Source organism: Clostridium septicum (genome assembly GCF_003606265.1).
GTDB classification, from domain to species: Bacteria; Bacillota; Clostridia; order Clostridiales; family Clostridiaceae; genus Clostridium; species Clostridium septicum.
The window spans coordinates 2,387,473-2,409,371 of the sequence record NZ_CP023671.1; the positions used below are offsets into that span (position 1 = coordinate 2,387,473).

17 protein-coding genes are annotated in these 21,899 nt (G+C 26.9%); 15 read left to right on the plus strand and 2 right to left on the minus strand.

Annotation, left to right across the window (positions count from 1 at the left end):
- Positions 1–30: 30 nt before the first annotated feature.
- The 14 genes from CP523_RS10955 (at position 31) to rfbB (ending at position 14,708) form a co-directional block, all read left to right on the plus strand.
- On the plus strand, positions 31–1,614 hold the full coding sequence (locus tag CP523_RS10955; RefSeq protein WP_128499365.1) for a DUF2142 domain-containing protein: 1,584 nt from the start codon (positions 31–33) through the stop codon (positions 1,612–1,614).
- 320 nt (positions 1,615–1,934) lie between these two features.
- Entirely contained in the window at positions 1,935–2,813 is an 879-nt protein-coding gene (locus CP523_RS10960) for a glycosyltransferase family 2 protein (RefSeq protein ID WP_066677652.1), read from the plus strand.
- Between the two features lie 27 nt (positions 2,814–2,840).
- Entirely contained in the window at positions 2,841–3,659 is an 819-nt protein-coding gene (locus tag CP523_RS10965; protein WP_120140851.1) for a glycosyltransferase family 2 protein, read from the plus strand.
- Positions 3,660–3,691: 32 nt separating this feature from the next.
- Positions 3,692–4,756 (plus strand): glycosyltransferase family 4 protein, encoded by a 1,065-nt coding sequence (locus CP523_RS10970; RefSeq protein WP_066677655.1) that lies wholly within the window; start codon positions 3,692–3,694, stop codon positions 4,754–4,756.
- A gap of 3 nt (positions 4,757–4,759) precedes the next feature.
- Complete coding sequence (locus tag CP523_RS10975) at positions 4,760–6,202, plus strand: flippase (RefSeq protein ID WP_120140852.1); 1,443 nt, start codon at positions 4,760–4,762, stop codon at positions 6,200–6,202.
- Positions 6,203–6,343: 141 nt separating this feature from the next.
- Positions 6,344–7,402 (plus strand): mannose-1-phosphate guanylyltransferase, encoded by a 1,059-nt coding sequence (locus CP523_RS10980; RefSeq protein ID WP_066677658.1) that lies wholly within the window; start codon positions 6,344–6,346, stop codon positions 7,400–7,402.
- A 28-nt stretch (positions 7,403–7,430) separates the two neighbouring features.
- Positions 7,431–8,555: a glycosyltransferase gene (locus CP523_RS10985; RefSeq protein ID WP_066677659.1), complete on the plus strand. Its 1,125-nt coding sequence runs from the start codon at positions 7,431–7,433 to the stop codon at positions 8,553–8,555.
- Between the two features lie 24 nt (positions 8,556–8,579).
- Positions 8,580–9,689 (plus strand): glycosyltransferase family 4 protein, encoded by a 1,110-nt coding sequence (locus tag CP523_RS10990; RefSeq protein WP_066677662.1) that lies wholly within the window; start codon positions 8,580–8,582, stop codon positions 9,687–9,689.
- A gap of 18 nt (positions 9,690–9,707) precedes the next feature.
- Positions 9,708–10,622: a glycosyltransferase family 2 protein gene (locus CP523_RS10995; RefSeq protein WP_066677664.1), complete on the plus strand. Its 915-nt coding sequence runs from the start codon at positions 9,708–9,710 to the stop codon at positions 10,620–10,622.
- Positions 10,615–11,253 (plus strand): sugar transferase, encoded by a 639-nt coding sequence (locus CP523_RS11000; protein WP_066677665.1) that lies wholly within the window; start codon positions 10,615–10,617, stop codon positions 11,251–11,253. The genes CP523_RS10995 and CP523_RS11000 overlap by 8 nt, the downstream gene beginning before the upstream one ends.
- Positions 11,254–11,276: 23 nt before the next feature.
- Complete coding sequence (gene rfbD, locus CP523_RS11005) at positions 11,277–12,167, plus strand: dTDP-4-dehydrorhamnose reductase (protein ID WP_066677667.1); 891 nt, start codon at positions 11,277–11,279, stop codon at positions 12,165–12,167.
- Between the two features lie 19 nt (positions 12,168–12,186).
- Positions 12,187–13,053: a glucose-1-phosphate thymidylyltransferase RfbA gene (rfbA, locus tag CP523_RS11010; protein WP_066677669.1), complete on the plus strand. Its 867-nt coding sequence runs from the start codon at positions 12,187–12,189 to the stop codon at positions 13,051–13,053.
- Between the two features lie 5 nt (positions 13,054–13,058).
- Positions 13,059–13,622 (plus strand): dTDP-4-dehydrorhamnose 3,5-epimerase, encoded by a 564-nt coding sequence (gene rfbC, locus CP523_RS11015; protein WP_066677671.1) that lies wholly within the window; start codon positions 13,059–13,061, stop codon positions 13,620–13,622.
- A gap of 33 nt (positions 13,623–13,655) precedes the next feature.
- Entirely contained in the window at positions 13,656–14,708 is a 1,053-nt protein-coding gene (gene rfbB / locus CP523_RS11020) for a dTDP-glucose 4,6-dehydratase (protein ID WP_066677676.1), read from the plus strand.
- 28 nt (positions 14,709–14,736) lie between these two features.
- Here the strand turns inward: rfbB and CP523_RS11025 are convergent, their stop codons facing one another.
- Complete coding sequence (locus CP523_RS11025) at positions 14,737–16,209, minus strand: O-antigen ligase family protein (protein WP_066677120.1); 1,473 nt, start codon at positions 16,207–16,209, stop codon at positions 14,737–14,739.
- A gap of 174 nt (positions 16,210–16,383) precedes the next feature.
- On the opposite strand from CP523_RS11025, the gene CP523_RS11030 reads away from it, so the two are divergent.
- Entirely contained in the window at positions 16,384–20,385 is a 4,002-nt protein-coding gene (locus CP523_RS11030; RefSeq protein WP_120140853.1) for an N-acetylmuramoyl-L-alanine amidase, read from the plus strand.
- A 119-nt stretch (positions 20,386–20,504) separates the two neighbouring features.
- Here the strand turns inward: CP523_RS11030 and CP523_RS11035 are convergent, their stop codons facing one another.
- On the minus strand, positions 20,505–21,752 hold the full coding sequence (locus CP523_RS11035) for a hypothetical protein (RefSeq protein WP_066677114.1): 1,248 nt from the start codon (positions 21,750–21,752) through the stop codon (positions 20,505–20,507).
- Between the last annotated feature and the right edge of the window lie 147 nt (positions 21,753–21,899).

Genomic DNA, 21,899 nt, shown 5'->3' on the forward strand with positions numbered 1-21,899 from the left:
TTTAATGAGGATATAAAAGGAGAGAAAGTTTTGCAGAATATTAACAGCGATTTAAGAAAGAAGTACATCTACAGAACGATATATGGAGTAATAATGTTGATTTTAATGTATAAATCAATAATGCACTTTAAAAATCTTGAGGCTTATAAAAGTAAAGGTTTTTTACTTATTAGTGTAGTATTAGTTGGTTTAATGATTATTAGTATGATTACTTTAACAAAGTTTAATAGTAAAAGTATAGAAAAACAATTTTTAGTTGTTGGGTTGATTTGGGGGATGGCTTTTATATTTATAAATCCTCCATATTTGGTACCAGATGAATCAGTGCACATATATAGAGCTTACGATATAGCAAAAGGAAGACTATTTTTTAAGGGAAGTGAAAATAACATGATGCTTCCTGTAGGAGTAAAAAAATATGATAAACAGTTATGGGATATTATTAACAATGGAAAAGGAAGTAAAAATTATATTCAAAATATAAATACACCATTAGAGAAAGATAATTTAATAAAATATGATGCTGATGCAACCGCTGCATATAATACAATAGCATATATTCCACAGTCAATAGGTATGTTTATAGGAGATTTATTAAATTTAAGTTCATATTTTATTATAATTTTAGGTAGAATATCTAATTTCTTAACATGGTTAGCGTTATGTTATTTAGCATTAAAATATATTCCTATAAAAAAGGATCTTTTATTTCTTTTAATGTGTATTCCTATGGGAATGCAACAAGCAGCTTCAACCTCACCTGACGCTTTATTAAATTCTAGTAGCTTTTTATTAATAGCGTATATATTATATTTAAAGTTTGAAAAAGAAAAGGTAGATTATAAAGATGTAGGTATTATTATTTTGTTAACTATAATAATAGGTTCCATAAAGTTACCATATATAGCAATTGGAGGAATATTGATTTTAATTCCAAACAATAAAATGAAATTTAAATCTTTTGGGAAAATAATGCTTATTATACTTATAGCATTTAGTAGTTTAGCAGTTAAGTCAGGATGGGAAAAAATATCTGCTCCAAAGATAGAAAACTCAGTGGTAATGGAAGATAGTTCCTCTCAAAAAAATAATGTTGAAGAGAAAAAAGAAGTAATAAGTTTAGCAGGCACAGCAAAAAATATTTTAAAAGAGCCAGGTTTATTTATTAATAAAATTATATATACATTTAAACAAGACAGAGATTTTTATAAAGCATCATTTACAGCTTATTTTGGCTGGTTTAAAGTGTTGGCTCCAAATTGGACAATAAATCTTATATTATTGATGTTATTTATTTTTGCAATAAAGGGAGATGAAAAATTTAAATTTAAAATATTTGATAAAATAATTTTAATTTTAATGTCTATAGGAATGTATGCTGCCTTGTGTGGCGTTTCATTACAATGGAAACAAGTACCCGTACATCAAGTTGATGTGCTTGATGGTATACAAGGAAGATATTTCTTTCCATTTATAATAGGGATATATTTTGTATTCCAAAATACAAAATTAAAACTAAAATTAAATGAATTTTGGTTGAATTCATATAGAAATATATATCTTTGTTGGACTTTAATGTTTTCATTGGCTATGATGTTCCAAACGTATTTCTAAAATATTAGATTATTTAGCTAGGAGTTATTAATTCCTAGCTTTTTATATACAAAGAATCTTAGAAGATCAATTAAAAATAGTTATATAATTAAATTTACTTATTAACTTTAATAATTAGCTTTTATTATTACAATTTATATCTTAATATTTAAAGTTTCTCTTTAGAAATATATAGTAATTAGATATATTTTATTAAAAAGCATATATGTATTAAAATAATACATTTTATGAAAAATATATTATTTGTGGTATAATACATAAGGTATAATTATGTAGAAATAATTATGCAATATTTTATTAAAGCAATAGGAGAATTTATTATGAAAAATACCGTGTGTGCAGTTATAATAACTTATAATTGTGACGAAAATTTTTTAAATACATTTAATTCAGTAGTTAATCAAGTAGGTAAAATTGTAATAGTAGATAATGGATCAAATAAAAATACTATTAATATGTTAAAAAATATAGAAAAAGAAAACGACGTACAATTAATATTGTGTGAAGAAAATTTAGGAATAGCAGCCGCTTTGAATAAGGGAGTTAAATACGCTTTAAATAATGGGTATGACTGGATAATTACATTAGATCATGATAGTAATTTGAAAGATGATATGGTAATGAAGTTATTAAAAGGATATAATAGTTTAAATGATATAGAAAAAGAAAAGGTTGTTAGTCTATTACCTAGATATATAGAATTAGGTTTGAATGTAGATAAACAATTAAATAAGGAACAAGAGTATATAAAATATATAGAAGGTGGAATAACATCAGGAAATATCGTTAGTAGAAAAGCTTTTGAAGAAGTAGGATTATTTGATGAAAAATTATTTATAGACTTTGTGGATTATGATTTTTGTTTTAGAATAAAAGAGCATGGATATGATATTGTTGAAGTATCAGATGCTATATTATTTCATAGAATAGGAGAAACTAAAGAAGGACGATTCTTCTTTAAAAAAGTTTCGGCTACAAACCATTCACCTGTTAGAAGATATTATATAACTAGAAATAGAATTTATTGTTGGAAAAAATATAAGAATATAGTTCCAGAATCCATTAAATTTGATAAGTCATGTGCTTTAAAAGAAACTATTAAAATATTGTTATATGAAGAAAAAAAATTTACTAAAATTAAAATGATTTTTAAAGGAATACATGATAGTAATAAAGGGATATTTGGTAAATTTGATTAAAATACTAATGTCTAGGAGAGTTGAGAGATGTTTTCAATAGTAATAGTAAATTGGAATGGTGCAAAACTTTTAAATCAATGTTTAGATAGTTTGATAGAAAAATATAAAAAATCTCTATTAATAGAAACTATAGAGTTAGATAAAAATTATGGCTTTGCTTATGCTAATAACATAGGAATAGATAAAGCAATGAAGGATGAAAATGAATATATAGTAACTCTTAATAATGACATAGAAGTTACAAATGATACCTTAGATATACTAAAAAGATATATAGAGAATAATAGAAATGTAGATATATTTCAATTAATGATGATTAACTATTATGAAAGAAATAAAATCGATGCTGCGGGATTAGAGTTTGATGAAAACTACTTTGTAATGCCATTAGGTTATAATAAAGATAAATCAGAAATAGAAAATTTACAAATTGAAATAGAAGGTGCATGTGCAGGGGCTGCTGTCTACTCTAAAAAAGCGTTATTATCTGTTAAAGAAATGGAAATTGATTATTTTTCTTCAGATTTTTTTGCATATTTTGAAGATGTAGACTTAGCATTAAGATTAAAATCAAAAGGATTCAAAACTCATTTAGTAAAAGAAGCTATAGTTTATCATATGCATTCGGCTACGGGAAATAAAAGTTCAAATTTTAAGGATTATTATTTATCTAGAAATCTTTTTAAGTATTTTAAAAGAAATTTATCCATTAAACAATATAATATTTCATCTAAAAAAGGTTATAAATTAATGGGGAAAATGTTTGCAAGATATCTAGTGAAAGGAAATTTAGGTGGAGCAAAATCTATATTAAAAGGAATGGTAGATTATAAATTAAATAGATAATTATACATATAAGGAAATGAGTGTGATTTATTATGAAAATTAATTTTGTAGTTCCTTTTTTATCTTTGACTGGTGGGTTAAAAATTATTTTCGAATATGCTACAAGAATAAAAAAGAAAGGGAATGAAGTTAAGATATATGTGCCATATAAACCCTATAAAGTGTATTATAAAGAAAATAAGACTATATGGTTAAAACAATATATAAAAAATATAATAAATGGCAATAATATACAATGGGCAGATTTTGATTTAGAAATAATCCCAATTCCTAGTATTAAGGAAAGATATATTGATGATGGGGATATAATCATTGCAACAGCATGGCCAACAGCTTATGATGTAAATAATCTTTCTGAAAATAAGGGGAAAAAGGTTTATTTTATTCAGGATTATGAGATATGGCATGGTGATATAGAAAAAGTAGAACAAACTTATAAGTTTGATATGGAGCAAATAGTAATTGCACAATGGTTAAAAGAGTTAGTAGAAAAGAAGAATGGAAATAAAAAAGCTCACTTAATTTATAATGGAATAGATTTAAATGAAATGTATAACAATGATAAGAATTATAATCTAAACTCAAAAAATGTAGTAATGTTATATCATAACTTACCATCAAAAGGTACTAATGATGGGATAGAAATAATTAATAAGATTAGAAAAGAAGATAATAGTATAAATTTGATAATGTTTGGAGCCGAAAAGGGAGACAATATTCCAGATTATGCAGAGTTTTATTTATTACCGGAAAGACGGGAAATAAGAGAAATATATTCTAGAGGAGATGTTTTTTTATTTACAAGTATTTCAGAAGGCTGGGGATTAACCCCTTTAGAAGCAATGGCTTGCAAGTGTGCGGTAGTTGGAAGAGATGTTGGAGCTATAAAAGAAATAGGAGACAATAATAAAAATGTATTGAAGAGCAATGTTGAAGATGTTGATTCTTTAGAAAAAAATCTTATTAAAGTTTTAAATGATATTAATTTAAGAAAAACATTATCGGAAGAAGGGTACAAATTAATAAAACAATTTGACTGGAGTAAATCAGTTGAGAAATTTTATAATGTTTTGGAAGGTACCCTAGATCAGGAGTAGAGTATGAAAAAACAAAAATCTTTAATAAATAATTTTATATACAACACCTTATTTACACTGTTGAATTTATTATTTCCATTAATAACTTTACCATATACATCTAGAGTAATAGAAGCTAGTGGAATAGGAAAGGTTAATTTTGCAAACTCAATAGTCAATTACTTTTTAATAATTGCATCATTAGGAATACCTTTATATGGTGTAAGAGAAATAGCTAAGGTAAGAGAAAATAAGAAAGCTTTATCTAAAACTTATTCAGAAATATTTTTTATAAATTTATTATCAACACTAATAAGTATAGTAGCATATTATTTAATGGTATTTAATTTTGATTATTTTGCGAAAGATTATAAATTATTTATAGTTTCTGGATTTCTTTTATTATTAAATGCTTTAAATATAGATTGGTTCTATCAAGGGCTAGAAGAATATAAATATATAGCATTAAGAAGTGTAGTGTTTAAAGTTATTTCCTTAGTGTTATTATTTACAATGGTGAAGACTAGAGAGGATTATATAAACTATGCATTAATAAATGTAATAGCTTTAAGTGGTAATAACATAATTAATATTTTAAATATAAATAAGTTTACACATTTTTCTTTCTCGGGTTTAGAGTTCAAGAAGCATATAAGACCAATATGTATTCTATTATCAATTCAAGTTGCAGTTAATATATATGTTAATTTGGATACAACGATGACTGGGGTCTTAGCAGGAGAAGTTAGTGTAGGCTTTTATTCTAATGCAGTAAAACTTAATAAAATTATTGTTAGTGTAGTTACATCTGTAGGAACAATATTATTACCTAGATTAAGCTATCATATTGAGAACAATAATGTTGAAGAATTTAACACAATACTAAATAAGGCATTAAAAGTAATAATAATGTTAAGTATACCGGCTATGACTGGAGTGCTATTTTTATTAAGAGAAATAGTACTATTAATGTTTAAGCCAGAATTCATACCTGTAATATATACTATGAAAATTTTAACTCCACTAATAATAATACTTTCTATAGGGAATTTATTTGGCACTCAAATATTAATGCCTCTAGGAAAAGAAAATAAACTTTTATTTTCAGTAATAATAGGAGCAGTGATAAATTTCACATTAAATTTAATGCTAATACCTAAAATGAATGAGAATGGTGCAGCAGTATCCACAATAATAGCAGAATTGGTTGTTATGATAATTCAAGTATATATAGCAAAAAGTTATGTGAAAATAAAATTAGATTTCAAATTTATTTCTAAAATTATATTATCTAATGCAGTAATGACAATAGTATTATATATTATTTCACGAACTGTAGATGGACTAATTAGTAATCTGATATCATCAGTTATTTTTGGAGTTATATCCTATATAGGTACAAGTATAATTTTAAAAGAAGAAACAGTAATTGAAATCTTAAGAAAAAATTCAAAAATAAAGATCTAAAAGTAGAGTATAATTAAATAACATAAAATAATGCATAATATTAGTAAAGTTGTGGCAAATTTTTTAGTATGCTATAATTTTATGAATAAAAAAGAATCTATTTTAATTAATGATATATATTACTAAGGAAGGAGATTAATTATGTTATGTGCAGTTATTATGGCTGGAGGTAGAGGGACAAGATTTTGGCCATTATCAACGGATAATAAACCAAAGCAGTTTTTAAGTTTAATAGATGAAGAAACTATGATTCAAAAAACTATAAATAGAATATTGCCTATTATTCCTTTAGAGAGGATATTTGTATGTACTGGAAAAAAGTATGTTAATCTTGTTAAAGAACAACTTCCCAATTTGCCAGAAAGAAACATAATAGTTGAACCAGAAGGTAAGAATACAGCACCTTGTATAGCATTGTCGGCGTTGACTATAAAAAGATATTATGGAGATTCAACTATGGTTGTATTACCATCAGATCATTTAATACGAGAAGAAAATAAGTTTAGAGAAATATTAATTAAAGCAGACAATTTTCTTAAAAAACATAATAAAGGGTTAATGACACTTGGTATGCATCCTGATAGACCGGAAACTGGATATGGATATATAAATTGCGGTAAAGAAATAGATGATGATATAAATAAAGTAGAGGCATTTGTTGAAAAGCCAAATAAGGAAAAGGCTGAGGAATACTTAAAATTAGGTGGATATCTTTGGAATGGCGGAATGTTTCTTTGGAAAGTAAATACGATTTTAGATGAAATAAAAAAATATATTCCTAACACATACGAAGCATTACAAGCTATGCAAAATATAGATGAAGAAGATATTGAAAGATTTGTAAATCAGCAATATCAAAAAGTTGATGAAATATCTATAGATTATGCTGTACTAGAAAAATCAGATGATATTTATGTTATTAAAAGTGATATAGGATGGGATGATATAGGTACATGGAGAGCTATAGAAAGATATAGAGAAAAAGATGGATATAATAATATATATTTTAATAATACAGTAAGTATAGATTCTAGCAATAATATGGTTATCGGTAACCATAATAATAATGTTGTTATGATTGGAGTTAGCAATGTAGCAACTATAGTAAGTGACGAGGGAATTTATGTTATAAATAGAGAATTACTAGATGATGTTAAAGATTTTAAAGAGGGGATAAAAAATAATAATAATACTAAATAGTATTAGTGAATATGGAGGACGTTATTATATGAAGGTAGCACTAATTCATGATTGGTTGCCATTTATGGGAGGCGCAGAAAGAGTACTTTCTAATTTTGTTGAGATTTATCCAGATGCGCCAATATATACAACTATATGTAATAAGGAAAAATTAGATTCACCAATAAAAGAAGCAAAGATATTCGTATCTAATATTCAAAAGAATAAAAGAAATATAGAGAATCATAGAAAATATTTCCCTTTTATGCCAACGGCAATGGAATCTTTTGATTTAAATAAATATAATATTGTTTTAAGTAGTAGTTCAAGTGTAGCAAAAGGTGTAATAACAAATCCTGATACAATGCATGTGTGTTATTGCCATTCTCCTATGAGATATGCATGGGAATTTTCATATGAATATGCAGGAAAAATGGTAGGAAAAAGCAGTTTAAAAAATAAACTTTTAAATTATTTTTTAACAGGTATGAGATTATGGGATTTAGCTACAGCAAATAGAGTAGATTATTTTATAGCTAACTCTGAAAATGTAGCTAAAAGAATATGGAAACATTATAAAAGGGAATCAGTAGTAATTCATCCACCAGTAAGATGTAAGCTGTTCCAAATAAGTAATGTAAACGAAGATTATTTTTTAGTGGTTTCAAGATTGCAAGAGTATAAAAAAATAGATTTAGCTGTAGAAGTGTTTAATGAGTTAGGTTTACCACTGGTTATAATTGGAGATGGACCAGAAAGAGCTAAATTAGAAAAGATGGCTAAAGGTAATATTAAATTTTTAGGAAGACAACCGGATGAAGTTATAAAGGAACATTATTCAAAGTGTAGAGCATTTTTATTTCCTGGTGAAGAGGATTTTGGAATAACTCCATTAGAGGCAATGGCAAGTGGAAGGCCTGTAATTGCTTATGGTAAAGGTGGAGCTTTAGAAACTGTTGTTGAAGAAAAAACAGGAGTGTTTTTTAAGACTCAAACAAGTAAGGATTTTAAAGATGCTATAAAAAAATTTGAAAAAATGGAGTTTAATAAAAAAGAAATAAGAGCTCATGCAGAAAAGTTTGATGAAGAAATATTTAAAAGAAAGATTGAAACCTTTATAAATGAATCATATGAGGATTTTGTTAACAAAAAGAATTGGAAAGTAATAAAATAACTTTAACATATTTATGGAGGGTATATGAACAGAGTATGCATATTAAATGCTTTACAAACTTCACTAAGTGGAGGAATCGGTAGGTATAGTTATGAATTATCTAAAAGTTTATATGAAAAGGAAAAAAGCAATATAAAAATAGTAATTAGAGAAGAAGATAGAAAAGATTTTTTATTTGCAAAAGATGAAGATCTAATTATAGTGAAAAATATAAAAAGTGGTATTCATAGGAATATTTATGAACAAATAATATTACCGTTTAAAGCAAGAAAAATTAATAAAAATGCTATTTTACATTATCCAGATTCTATGGCACCATTATTAGCATTAAATGATGTTGTAATAACTGTACATGATTTAGCATTTAAAACATTAAAAGGAGCCTTTACTTGGAAGACAGCCTTATGGAAAAAAATTATAACTCCATTATCTATAATAAAAGCAAAAAAAGTAGTAGCTATTACCGAATTTGCTAAAAGTGAAATATATACCCATTATAGGAATATAGCAAAGGATAAAGTTGTTGTTGTATATAATGGTTTTAATAATTTAAATGTAGAAAAAAATGATAGAACTGAAGTAATAAGGAACGAAAAATTAAAATTAAATATTGATAAACCATATATATTGACTGTTAGTACAATTTCCCCCAGAAAAAATATTGATGGCTTGATAAAAGCATTTAACATTATTAAAGATAAAACTGAATGCAATCTAATTGTAGGTGGTAAAAATGGATGGTTATATGAGTCAGTTTATGAAACTGTTGAAAATTTAAATTTAAAAGAAAGAGTAATTTTTACAGGATCAGTTACTGATTATGAGTTATCACAAATGTATAAAAATTGTGCTTTATTTGTTTATCCATCATTTTATGAAGGTTTTGGTTTACCTCCATTAGAAGCCATGTCATATAATAAAAAATGTGCAGTTTCAAATAGCACATCTATTCCAGAAGTTGTAGGAAGTGCGGGAATATATTTTGATCCTTCAAAGGTGGAAGATATAGCTGAAAAGCTCCTTTTAGCTTTAAATAGAGATATAGATGTAAATTTAATACAAAGTGTATTAAATAAATTCAGCTGGAAAAAGTGTGCTGATGGAGTAATTAAAAAAGTATATGATATTATTTAATTATCTAAGGAGATATATATGAAGGAACTTGCAATAATACTTTTAAATTATAATAATGTTGAAGATACATTAGAGTGTGTTGAAAGTATTGAGAAAAATTGTGAAAGTGATTATACTATTATTGTTGTTGATAATAATTCTACAAATGATTCTAAAGACATTTTAATTAAAAATAAAAAAAGATATAAATTGATTTTAAACCCAGTAAATGAGGGGTTTGCACAAGGTAATAATGTTGGAATTAAGTGGGCTATAGATAACAATTTTAAATATATAATGTTATTAAATAATGATACTTTAATAGAGAAAGGATCAATAGAGCTACTACTTAATGAGATGAATAGTAATCCTAATATAGGAATAATTGGACCTAGAATCATGTATTATCCTGAAAAGAATAAGATTTGGTTTGATGGTGGAGAAATAGATTGGTTTAAATTTATAGTTAATCATAACAACATTGGTAAAAAAATATCTACCCAAAATAGTGATAAAATAAAAGAGAATGTTTCATTTTTAACAGGATGTTGTATGTTAATAAATAGAAATTTAATAGAACAGATTGGTTATTTACCTGAAGAGTATTTTATGTACTATGAAGATGTAGATTATTGTGTAATGGTTAAGGACGCAGGATATAATTTAATTAACTTGAAAGAATCCATAATATATCACAAGGTTAGTTCATCATCAGGTGGGGAGGATTCAGCATTTTCTATTAAGTGGGGAACAAGGAATAGAATTATATTTATGAATAAATATAAATATAAAGTGGACAAAACTCGTTATATTGCTAGTGTATTATTTTTCTATTCAACACGAATAATAAAGTTAATAAAATATATATTTAAAAAAGACAAAGAAAGATATTCTGCAATTATAGAGGGAATAAAAGAAGGAAAAAAATATATAGAAGGTGTTAGATATGATTAATGTTAACGGTCAAGAAAGAAAACAGTCAGTTTTGTATCCGATTATAAAAAGAGTCACAGATATTATTATATCACTATCAGCTTTAATATTATTAAGTCCATTACTTTTAATTGTATCTTTTTTAATATTAATAGACTCAAAAGGGCCTATTATTTTTAAACAAGATAGAGTAGGTAAGAACGGTAAAATATTCAAAATGTATAAATTTAGATCTATGGTCGTAAATGCAGAAGAGCTTAAGAAAAAGCTAGAAAATAAAAATGAGATGACTGGACCTATGTTTAAAATTAAGGAAGATCCGAGAATAACCAAGATAGGAAAATTTATAAGAAAAACAAGCATAGATGAACTTCCACAATTAATAAATATAATAAAAGGAGAAATGAGTTTAGTCGGTCCAAGACCAAGTTTACCATCTGAAGTTGAGAAATTTGAACCATGGATGATGGAAAGATTAGATGTATTACCAGGATTAACTTGTTATTGGCAAGTTATGGGGAGAAATAGTATTGGTTTTAAAGAATGGATGGAATTAGATATTAAATATGTTAGAGAAAGAAATTGTTGGATAGATATCAAACTAATTTTTAAGACTTTTTTTGTTATTTTTGGAGATGAGAATGCTTCATAAATTCTTTAATTAAGGAGGAAAATATGAAAATATTATTATTAGGTGCAAAAGGACAATTAGGACAGCAAATAATAAAAATAATAAAGGAAAAAAAATCTGAGTTAGGAAGTTTACCTAAAGATATTATAAATGCGGAACTGGTTTGTATGGACATTGATGATTTAGATATAACAAATATAGATCAGGTAAAAAGTATATTAAATAAAGAGAAGCCTAATATTATTATAAATTCAGCTGCATTTACTAATGTAGATGGATGTGAAAGTAATTATGATTTAGCATTTAAAGTAAATGCTTTGGGTGGAAGGAATTTAGCAATTGTATCTGAAGAAATTGGTGCTAAATTAGTACATATATCCACAGATTATGTATTTGATGGCAAAGGATCAAGTCCATTAAAAGAATGTGATATTACAGTGCCTATAAGCGCATATGGAAAAACTAAGCTTCTTGGAGAAAATTATGTTAAGGATTTTTGTTCAAGATATTTTATAGTTAGAACTGCATGGCTTTATGGATATTTTGGGAAAAATTTTGTTTATACTATAATGAATGCAGGAAGAGAAAGAGGAAAGCTTACAGTAGTAAATGATCAAAGAGGTAATCCAACTAATGCGGAAGATTTAGCGTATCATGTATTAAAATTAGCGGTAACAGAGGAATATGGAATATATCACTGTACTGGTGATGGAGAATGTACTTGGTATGATTTTGCAAGTAAGATTATAGAATATTCAGGTATAGACTGTGAAGTATTGCCTGTAACATCAGATGAATATAAAACGCCAGCAAAGAGGCCAGAATATTCTTCATTAGATAATATGATGTTAAGAAATACTATAGGTGATGAAATGAGAGAATGGGAAGAAGCTCTTAAGTGTTTTATGAACAATAAAGATAAATATACAAAGTAATTCTAAAGGGAGGATTAATATGAAGGGTATAATTTTAGCAGGAGGGTCTGGCACTAGACTTTATCCTGTAACAAAAGCTATGTCAAAGCAAATGGTTCCAATATATGATAAACCAATGATTTATTATCCTATGTCAGTTTTGATGTTAGCAGGAATACGTGACATATTAATTATATCTACTCCAAGAGATATAATTAATTTTAAGGAATTATTTAAAGACGGATCTGAATTAGGTTTAAATATAGAATATGCAATTCAAGAGGCGCCTAATGGACTAGCAGAAGCATTTATAATTGGAGAAGACTTTATAGGTAGCGATAATGTAGCAATGATATTAGGAGATAATATATTTTACGGACAAAGTTTCAGTGAACGTTTAAAAGAAGCCTCAGAATTAAAGGAAGGTGCAATGGTTTTTGGATATTATGTTCAAAATCCAAAGGCTTTTGGAGTTGTTGAATTTGATTCAGAAGGTAAAGTTATTTCATTAGAAGAAAAACCAGAAAATCCTAAATCAAAATATGCTGTACCAGGGTTATATTTTTATGACAATTCTGTAGTAAAAAAAGCAAAAGAGTTAAAGCCTTCAGCTAGAGGTGAGTTAGAAATTACAGATTTAAATAGAGTTTATATGGAAGAGGGAAATCTAACAGTAAATCTATTAGGAAGAGGTATGGCATGGCTTGACACAGGAACACATGCATCAATGTTGCAAGCGTCAAATTTTGTAGAAGCGGTTCAAAATACTCAAGGAACATATATAGCATGTTTAGAAGAAATAGCTTATAGAAAAGGATGGATATCTCAAGATGAGGTTAAAGAGTTAGCTAAACCTTTATTAAAAACTGGTTATGGGAAATATTTAATGGATATAATAGAGGAGTAATAAAAATGGGCAAATTTAAGTTTATAGAAACTAAGATAAAGGATTTATATATAATAGAGCCTAAAGTTTTTGGAGATAATAGAGGTTATTTCATGGAGACTTACAGTAAAAAGGATTTTTTTGAAGCTGGTCTTACTATGGAATTTGTTCAAGATAATGAATCAAAATCAAAAAAAGGTGTTTTAAGAGGAATGCATTTTCAAACAAAGCATACCCAAGGAAAGCTTGTAAGAGTTACAAGTGGAGAAGTTTATGATGTAGCAGTTGATTTAAGAAAAGGATCACCTACCTATGGACAATGGGAGGGAGTACTTCTTACGCAAGAAAATAAGAGACAATTCTATGTTCCAGAAGGATTTGCACATGGATTTTTAGTAGTTTCAGATGAAGCAGTATTTAACTATAAATGTACAGATTTTTATGCGCCAGAATATGATAGTGGACTTTTATGGAATGATCCAGATGTTGGCATAGAGTGGCCATTAGATGGAATAGAGAATATCCTACTATCTGAAAAAGATAAAGTTCAAAAGACATTAAAAGAATTAGAAGTACCTTTTATTTATTAATAATATAATTTTAATTATTAGGAGTGAACTATTATGAAAACTTACTTAGTTACTGGAGGAGCTGGATTTATAGGATCTAACTTCGTATTATATATTCTTAAAAAGTATAACGACATAAGAATTATTAATTTAGATAAATTAACTTATGCAGGAAATTTAGAGAATTTAAAAGCAATCGAAGGGGATAAAAGGCATATATTTGTTCAAGGAGATATTTGCGATAAGGAATTAGTATCAAGCCTTTTTGAAAAATATGAAATAGATTATGTTGTTCATTTTGCCGCAGAATCACATGTTGATAGAAGTATAAAAGAACCAGAGATATTTGTTAAAACAAATGTTTTAGGAACAGTTAACTTATTAAATTGTGCAAAGAATGCATGGGAAGTAAATGATGGATGGAAAGAAGGCGTTAAGTTCCTTCATGTTTCAACTGATGAAGTTTATGGTTCACTTGGCGAGACAGGATATTTTATGGAAACTACTCCGTTAGATCCACATAGTCCTTATTCATCAAGTAAGGCTAGTTCAGATTTAATGGTGAAGGCATATGCAGATACTTATAAAATGCCAATTAATATAACAAGATGTTCAAATAATTATGGTCCTTTCCAATTCCCAGAAAAACTAATACCACTTTTAATAAATAATTGTTTGCAACATAAAGATTTACCTATATATGGTGATGGAATGAATATTAGAGATTGGTTATTTGTTGAAGATCATGCTAAAGCTATAGATATGGTTATAAATAATGGTAGATTAGGTGAAGTTTATAATGTTGGTGGACATAATGAAAGAACAAACATACAAATAGTAGATACAGTTATTAACTATATAAATGAAAATGTAGATAAAGAAGTAACAGAAAATTTAAAGAAATTTGTTGAAGATAGAAAAGGCCACGATAGAAGATATGGAATAGATCCAACTAAGATAAAAGAAGAGCTTGGTTGGTATCCAGAAACAACTTTTGAAGTAGGAATAGTTAAAACTATTAAATGGTACTTAGATAATAAAAATTGGATGGAAAACATAACTTCTGGAGATTATCAAAATTATTATAATGAAATGTATAAAAAATAAAAAGTAGGTTTTACCTACTTTTTATTTTTTATATAGACTCTTGTAGAGTTATTAAATCATTATTATATAAAATTATAATTGATGTCATAATCCAAAATTGAGGTATTACAAATTGATCAAGAGTTAATTGACCGATTAATATGGTTCCATAACTAGATAGTAATATTATCCCAAAAAGATTATTTTTATTAGTTATTATCTTAATGAACAACTTTAGACAAATAATTATAATAAATAAAAGATATAATAAAAGACCTACAGAACCTTCTTCAGCAAAAATTCTATGATAAAGTGAATGAACTGGGGGCCATGTAGAGACTTCATTATTGGACCACACCCTTACCTCATGAGAGTTGTTAAAAGCATCTTTATCCAAATAATTATTTAAATGGAATCCAAATTGTCCAATACCTACTCCTAATACAGGATTATCTAGTCCAATTTTAAATGCTGCTTTTTGCATGGATTTTCTTGCTATATTAGAATCTATATTATTATCAGATATAGAAGAAATTAATTGTCCAACTTGATAATTATTTACTGTATTAGATGAGTGTTGAGAATTATTTTGATGAGCCTTTGGACGATTAATTAAATAATCCATACTTGATGAAAATCCAAATAAAAATATACCCATTAAAACAATCATAAAAGATGAAAATATTTTGACACGAATAGATTTATAAAATAGTAATATTAAAACTAAAATTACGAATAAATCTACGAATATTAATATGGTAGCAGTTCTAGATTTAGTTGCTACTACTAAGGCTAATATAATAAAAGAAATCACAGAGAAAATTACTTTAGATATTTTTTTCTTTTCAGTTAGTATATAACTAAAAAACCATGGAAATAAAAAAGCACAATACATACCTAGATAAGATGCTTCAGCTGATACACCTCTAATTCTTGTTCCATATAAATCACCTCTTAAAGAATTATTAATAAAGTAAGAGGATTTTTGTATTATATATGAAAAGTCATATATTTTTAATAAGTTAAGTAGTTGCAACATTCCAATAATAGCTACAGGAATAAAAGAAAGACAAATAAATTTTCTAATAGTAATAATTGAAAGTTTATTTTTATTGATTATAAATTGAATAGCATACATGGAAAGCAATAATAAACTAATTGATCCAATTTGAATAATTGCTCTTTTTATACCAGTTTGTCCTTTAAATACAGAACTATGTATTACGGTAATATTGAATAAAACGCTTATAATACAAGAAATATAAAAAGCAAATATTAAATTATTTTCTATACAATTTTTATAGAAAATTTTTCTGTTTTGAAAAAAAACTAAAATTATTATAGGGACCATTAATAAAAATGGATAAATAGATGCTCTTTTACCTAATCCACCTAAAGCATTAAAATAAGGTAAATCGTCAAATGGAATTAATAATAACGAAATAAAAAATAAAGTTATTATTAATTTATTAATAAGTGGATTTAAGTAAAATGACTTTTTATCGTTATTAAATATAGTCATAACTAGATCTCCTTTCAGATATAATAACATCAAATTATTATATCATAATAAAATATTGGGATAAAGGTCAATTTAAACAAAGAAAAAGTAGTTAATTCGTTAAATATTTACATTAAATTTTCTATATGATAAAATAAGGTGGATATAAAAATAAATAATGAAAGGAGGGGTAAGATGTCGATTAAAAAGCGTACTATTGGGATAGTAATGGCACTTTTAATGATAGTTAATATTTCTTATACAGGGATACAAGTATCTGCTTCAGAAATAGACCAAAAATCAATCGACCTACCTATTATATCAACAACTAGTGTAACGGTATCAGAAGCTCAGGAATGGGCTAAAAAGCGAAATGCAACTGATACTTTTATTAGTTTAGCACCTCTTTATGAAAAATATGCAAAAGAAAGAGGAAAAATAAATTGGCTGGTCGCATATGTACAAGCAGCCAAAGAAACAGGGTATGGAAATTTTGGTGGAGTATTAGATGAGACATATTATAACCCTTGTGGATTAAAGAGTTCATCAGGTGGTAGTGATTCTGATCCTAATGCTCACAAAAGATTTGATAATTGGGAACAGGGAGTAATTGCACATTTAGATCATTTAGCAATTTATGCAGGTGCAGAAAATTATCCTAAAGAGAAATATATATCAAACTGGCAAGGAAGTAATATTCCAAGTGATTCTACCTATGATCCAAGACATTTCAAAACTATATATGGAAAATCTCCAACAGTAGCGGGTCTTGGTGGAAATTGGGCTCCAAGCTCAAATTATGGAAAAGAGGTTTTAGATTTATATTACAGTATATCACTTTTGCCAAGAGGTAGAGTAGATGAGCCAGATGATGGAACTATAGTAAAGAGTAATACTTTAAACCTAAGAGGATGGGCAGCGAATAGTTCAGGAGTAAAACAAATAAATATATATATTGACAATGTTTCATTAGGACAAGCTAATTACGGCGAAAGTAGACCAGATATAGCAAGTGCATATCCACAATATCCAAATGCACAAAATAGTGGCTTTGATGCACAGATTGATTTAACAAATATATCAGATGGAAATAAAATAGTTGTCTTAGAAGTGGTTGGAAATGATGGTTCTACATATGATTTAGAGAAGAGTATAAATATAGATAGAGCTAAATTACCATCATTAGGAAGAATAGACGAACCATCAGAAGGATTACAAGTAACAGGTGATACAGTTACAGTAAGAGGATGGACAGTAAATGGATCTGGAGTAAAAGAAATAAAAGTTTTAGTAGATGGACAGCTAAAAGCTAAAACAAATGTAGGACAAGATAGACCAGATATAGCAAATGCATATCCACAATATCCAAATGCAGGTAAGTCAGGATTTAAAGTAGATGTAAATGTAAGCGACATACAAAATGGAGCAAAGAAAATTGTCGCTGAAGTAGTTGGAAATGATAATAGTGTTTACACTATGGAAAGAACAATAAACTTAAACAGAAAGACAAATACTTTAAAATCGTTAGGAAGAATAGACGAACCATCAGAAGGATTACAAGTAACAGGTGATACAGTTACAGTAAGAGGATGGACAGTAAATGGATCTGGGGTAAAAGAAATAAAAGTTTTAGTAGATGGACAGCTAAAAGCTAAAACAAATGTAGGACAAGATAGGCCAGATATAGCAAATGCATATCCACAATATCCAAATGCAGGTAAGTCAGGATTTAAAGTAGATGTAAATGTAAGCGACATACAAAATGGAGCAAAGAAAATTGTCGCTGAAGTAGTTGGAAATGATAATAGTGTTTACACTATGGAAAGAACAATAAACTTAAACAGAAAGACAAATACTTTAAAATCGTTAGGAAGAATAGACGAACCATCAGAAGGATTACAAGTAACAGGTGATACAGTTACAGTAAGAGGATGGACAGTAAATGGATCTGGGGTAAAAGAAATAAAAGTTTTAGTAGATGGACAGCTAAAAGCTAAAACAAATGTAGGACAAGATAGACCAGATATAGCAAATGCATATCCACAATATCCAAATGCAGGTAAGTCAGGATTTAAAGTAGATGTAAATGTAAGCGACATACAAAATGGAGCAAAGAAAATTGTCGCTGAAGTAGTTGGAAATGATAATAGTGTTTACACTATGGAAAGAACAATAAACTTAAACAGAAAGACAAATACTTTAAAATCGTTAGGAAGAATAGACGAACCATCAGAAGGATTACAAGTAACAGGTGATACAGTTACAGTAAGAGGATGGACAGTAAATGGATCTGGAGTAAAAGAAATAAAAGTTTTAGTAGATGGACAGCTAAAAGCTAAAACAAATGTAGGACAAGATAGACCAGATATAGCAAATGCATATCCACAATATCCAAATGCAGGTAAGTCAGGATTTAAAGTAGATGTAAATGTAAGCGACATACAAAATGGAGCAAAGAAAATTGTCGCTGAAGTAGTTGGAAATGATAATAGTGTTTACACTATGGAAAGAACAATAAACTTAAACAGAAAGACAAATACTTTAAAATCGTTAGGAAGAATAGACGAACCATCAGAAGGATTACAAGTAACAGGTGATACAGTTACAGTAAGAGGATGGACAGTAAATGGATCTGGAGTAAAAGAAATAAAAGTTTTAGTAGATGGACAGCTAAAAGCTAAAACAAATGTAGGACAAGATAGACCAGATATAGCAAATGCATATCCACAATATCCAAATGCAGATAAGTCAGGATTTAAGATAAATATAAATATAGATGATATAGCAAATGGAGATAGAAAGCTTGTAGCACAAGTTATTGGAAATGATGATAGTGTTTACAATATTCAAAGGAATATAAAGGTAAATAGATCCGTATTAAAGTCTATTGGAAGAATAGATGAACCATCTGATGGTCTTGTAGTATCTGGAAACAAAATGAAAATTAGAGGATGGGCCCTTACAAATAGTGGTGTTGATCAAATAAAAGTCTATATTGATGGAACTTATTTAGGAAATGCAAATATTGGTTTAGATAGATCAGATATAGCAAATGCATATCCTTTATATAGTAATTCTGGTAAAGCAGGATTTGAATTTATTGTTAATACAGAAAAATTAACAAGTGGACAACGAAACATTACATTAGAAGTTATAAGTAAGGATGGTTCAAAGTTTAATTTAAATAGATCATTTATAATTAGAGGCGAAGATGATAAGCAAACATTAGGAAGAATAGATGATCCAATTGAAAACGTAAAGTACTACAAAAATAAGGTTAAGATAAGAGGATGGGCAATAAATCCTAATGGAGTAAAAGAAGTTAGAGTATATGTTAATGGAGTAGATAAAGGAACTATTAATTATGGAACTTCACGACCTGATGTTAATTCAGCGTATCCAGGTTATCCATCTGGTAATAATGCAGGATATGAAGGTGTAATAGATATAAGTGATATACCATTAGGAAATATAGAAATAAAAGTAGATGTAATTTCTAAGAATAATACTTCAAAAAGTTTTAAAACTTTCTTAGATTTAAAAGCTAATGCTAGCAAGGTAATAGTTGTAGATCCAGGTCATAATCTATCATGGGATAGAGGGGCAATAGCAACACATAATAACAAAACTTATGTGGAAGGCGAATTAAATATGGAAATTTCACTAAAGTTAAAGAGTGAACTTGAAAAAAGAGGATTCTACGTAGTTTTAGCTAGAGATCCAGGAGAACATCCAACAATAATGGAAACTTATCCAAACTTAATGGAAAGAGTTAATTTAGCTAATAATACTAATGCAGATGCATTTATTTCTATTCATCATAATTCAGCTGGAGCATCTGCAAAAGGTATAGAAGTATATTATAGCTCAGAGGAACCAGGTACTAAGAGTATTGCTCTTGAAAATGAGATGAGTTTTGCTATAGAAACACAAGCATTAGATAATGATAATTACAAGCTACAACAAAGTAGACATTTAGCGACTAATATAGTTGATGAAGCTTCAAAAGCTTTATCAATGCAAAATAGAGGAGCAAAAGATGAAGCATTTATAGTAGTAAAACATACAACTGTACCATCTATATTAATTGAAAGTGGCTTTATTACTAATAAAAGTGAGGCAGAATTCATAAGCAGTCCAGCAAATCAACAAAAATTAGCAGAAATAATAGCTAATAATGTTGCTAAACAATTTTAAAAGTAATTTGTATTAAACAAAACTTTATAAAAATTATTTAAATTAAAAGCTGATTTTCGAAAAATACGAAAATCAGCTTTTTTATTTATTATGAAAATATATATTTAAATAGTGTTTTATTATCTAGAAAATATTTTAGTTATTATAATAAAGAAAAGTGGAGTCCACATTAAAGATAAACGAGTTATTATAAATCCATCTTTAGACACCAATATTAATCCACATAAGAAGGTGAAATAAAAAGTAAACTTTAATAAATAAATTATATTTTCATTTCTATTTTTTATGGCTAGATAAAAATATGACGGAATAAAAAATAGAGAAGTTACAACAGAGAAAATATTTCCCATTGAAAATAAAATTAAATATATTATATTAGTAGACCAAAAATTTAGGAATGGTGGAACATAAAAAATATGCAGTAAAGTTAAGTAAAAAACTTTTAATGGAGTCATAAGACCTGATCCATAACGTATAGTAAATTCTTCTTGTAGTATCCGTATTTGCTCATCAGAGAAACCACCAAAAATCATAAGTTCACCATTGTTAAATTTAAATGTTGTAAAAAATACTAATGTAAAAATTATAACAATAAAAAATAAACCATCTCTAAAAGAAAAAATCTTCTTGGAATTCTTATAACAAAATATTATTGTAGCTATAAAAATAGGAGCAAGATAAGCTCTAAATATTAATAGACATAAAAGTAATGGAATTAATGCTATTGTTTTATATTTGAGATTTAAGTTGTGAGAAAAAATAATATAAAAACATACTATTACTAGAAATAGTATAATGTTATCTCTCATTAATAAAGTATTATTTAGAATATAACCAGGTAATATACTAAATATTATTAAAGAAATTAATGAGTATTTTTCATCAAGATAAATTTTAAATAATTTATATAAAAAGAATATTGATATTGGATAAAAAATAAGTTTTAATGTTATAAAGTCTAATACAGTTTTGAAACCTATAAGTCTTAAAAGAGATAGGAATACTACAAAAATATTATAGTTACCAAATCCAGGATGACCATCTATATCAATAAATTCCCATGGAGGTAATGATCTATTGAACCATGGTTTAAATCCATCATTAATAAAATGACCATATAATATTTTTGAATCCTCAAAATATCTAAACTCATCACAAAAATGAGCATTGGCTATATTTCCATAAAGAATACCAGAGTCAAAACCATGGGATAAATTATTAAAATAAATTATTAAAGTTAAAATAAAATAAAATAATGAGAATCCTATGGAAATTTTGAATAAATTTTTATTATCTAAAATTTTAATAAATAATATATAGCATAATACTAAAATTATTAAAATATTTATGATAGGTATAAAATGCATAATAACCTCCTTATTAAAATAACAATTTATAATTAGTATATAAATTATTTTATATTATTATTTTTTATAAATAAATTAATATTAGCACTTTAATTTTACAAATATTAACATAAAGCTTGTTATATATAGTATTATAATATATATTAT

Coding starts and splice junctions, on each gene's coding strand:
- CP523_RS10995 (WP_066677664.1), top strand. CDS start 9,708: ATGAAGGAACTTGCAATAATACTTTTAAATTATAATAATGTTGAAGAT.
- rfbA (WP_066677669.1), top strand. CDS start 12,187: ATGAAGGGTATAATTTTAGCAGGAGGGTCTGGCACTAGACTTTATCCT.
- CP523_RS11030 (WP_120140853.1), top strand. CDS start 16,384: ATGTCGATTAAAAAGCGTACTATTGGGATAGTAATGGCACTTTTAATG.
- CP523_RS10960 (WP_066677652.1), top strand. CDS start 1,935: ATGAAAAATACCGTGTGTGCAGTTATAATAACTTATAATTGTGACGAA.
- CP523_RS10965 (WP_120140851.1), top strand. CDS start 2,841: ATGTTTTCAATAGTAATAGTAAATTGGAATGGTGCAAAACTTTTAAAT.
- CP523_RS10970 (WP_066677655.1), top strand. CDS start 3,692: ATGAAAATTAATTTTGTAGTTCCTTTTTTATCTTTGACTGGTGGGTTA.
- CP523_RS11025 (WP_066677120.1), bottom strand. CDS start 16,209: ATGACTATATTTAATAACGATAAAAAGTCATTTTACTTAAATCCACTT.
- CP523_RS11000 (WP_066677665.1), top strand. CDS start 10,615: ATGATTAATGTTAACGGTCAAGAAAGAAAACAGTCAGTTTTGTATCCG.
- CP523_RS10975 (WP_120140852.1), top strand. CDS start 4,760: ATGAAAAAACAAAAATCTTTAATAAATAATTTTATATACAACACCTTA.
- CP523_RS10980 (WP_066677658.1), top strand. CDS start 6,344: ATGTTATGTGCAGTTATTATGGCTGGAGGTAGAGGGACAAGATTTTGG.
- rfbD (WP_066677667.1), top strand. CDS start 11,277: ATGAAAATATTATTATTAGGTGCAAAAGGACAATTAGGACAGCAAATA.
- CP523_RS10985 (WP_066677659.1), top strand. CDS start 7,431: ATGAAGGTAGCACTAATTCATGATTGGTTGCCATTTATGGGAGGCGCA.
- rfbC (WP_066677671.1), top strand. CDS start 13,059: ATGGGCAAATTTAAGTTTATAGAAACTAAGATAAAGGATTTATATATA.
- rfbB (WP_066677676.1), top strand. CDS start 13,656: ATGAAAACTTACTTAGTTACTGGAGGAGCTGGATTTATAGGATCTAAC.
- CP523_RS11035 (WP_066677114.1), bottom strand. CDS start 21,752: ATGCATTTTATACCTATCATAAATATTTTAATAATTTTAGTATTATGC.
- CP523_RS10990 (WP_066677662.1), top strand. CDS start 8,580: ATGAACAGAGTATGCATATTAAATGCTTTACAAACTTCACTAAGTGGA.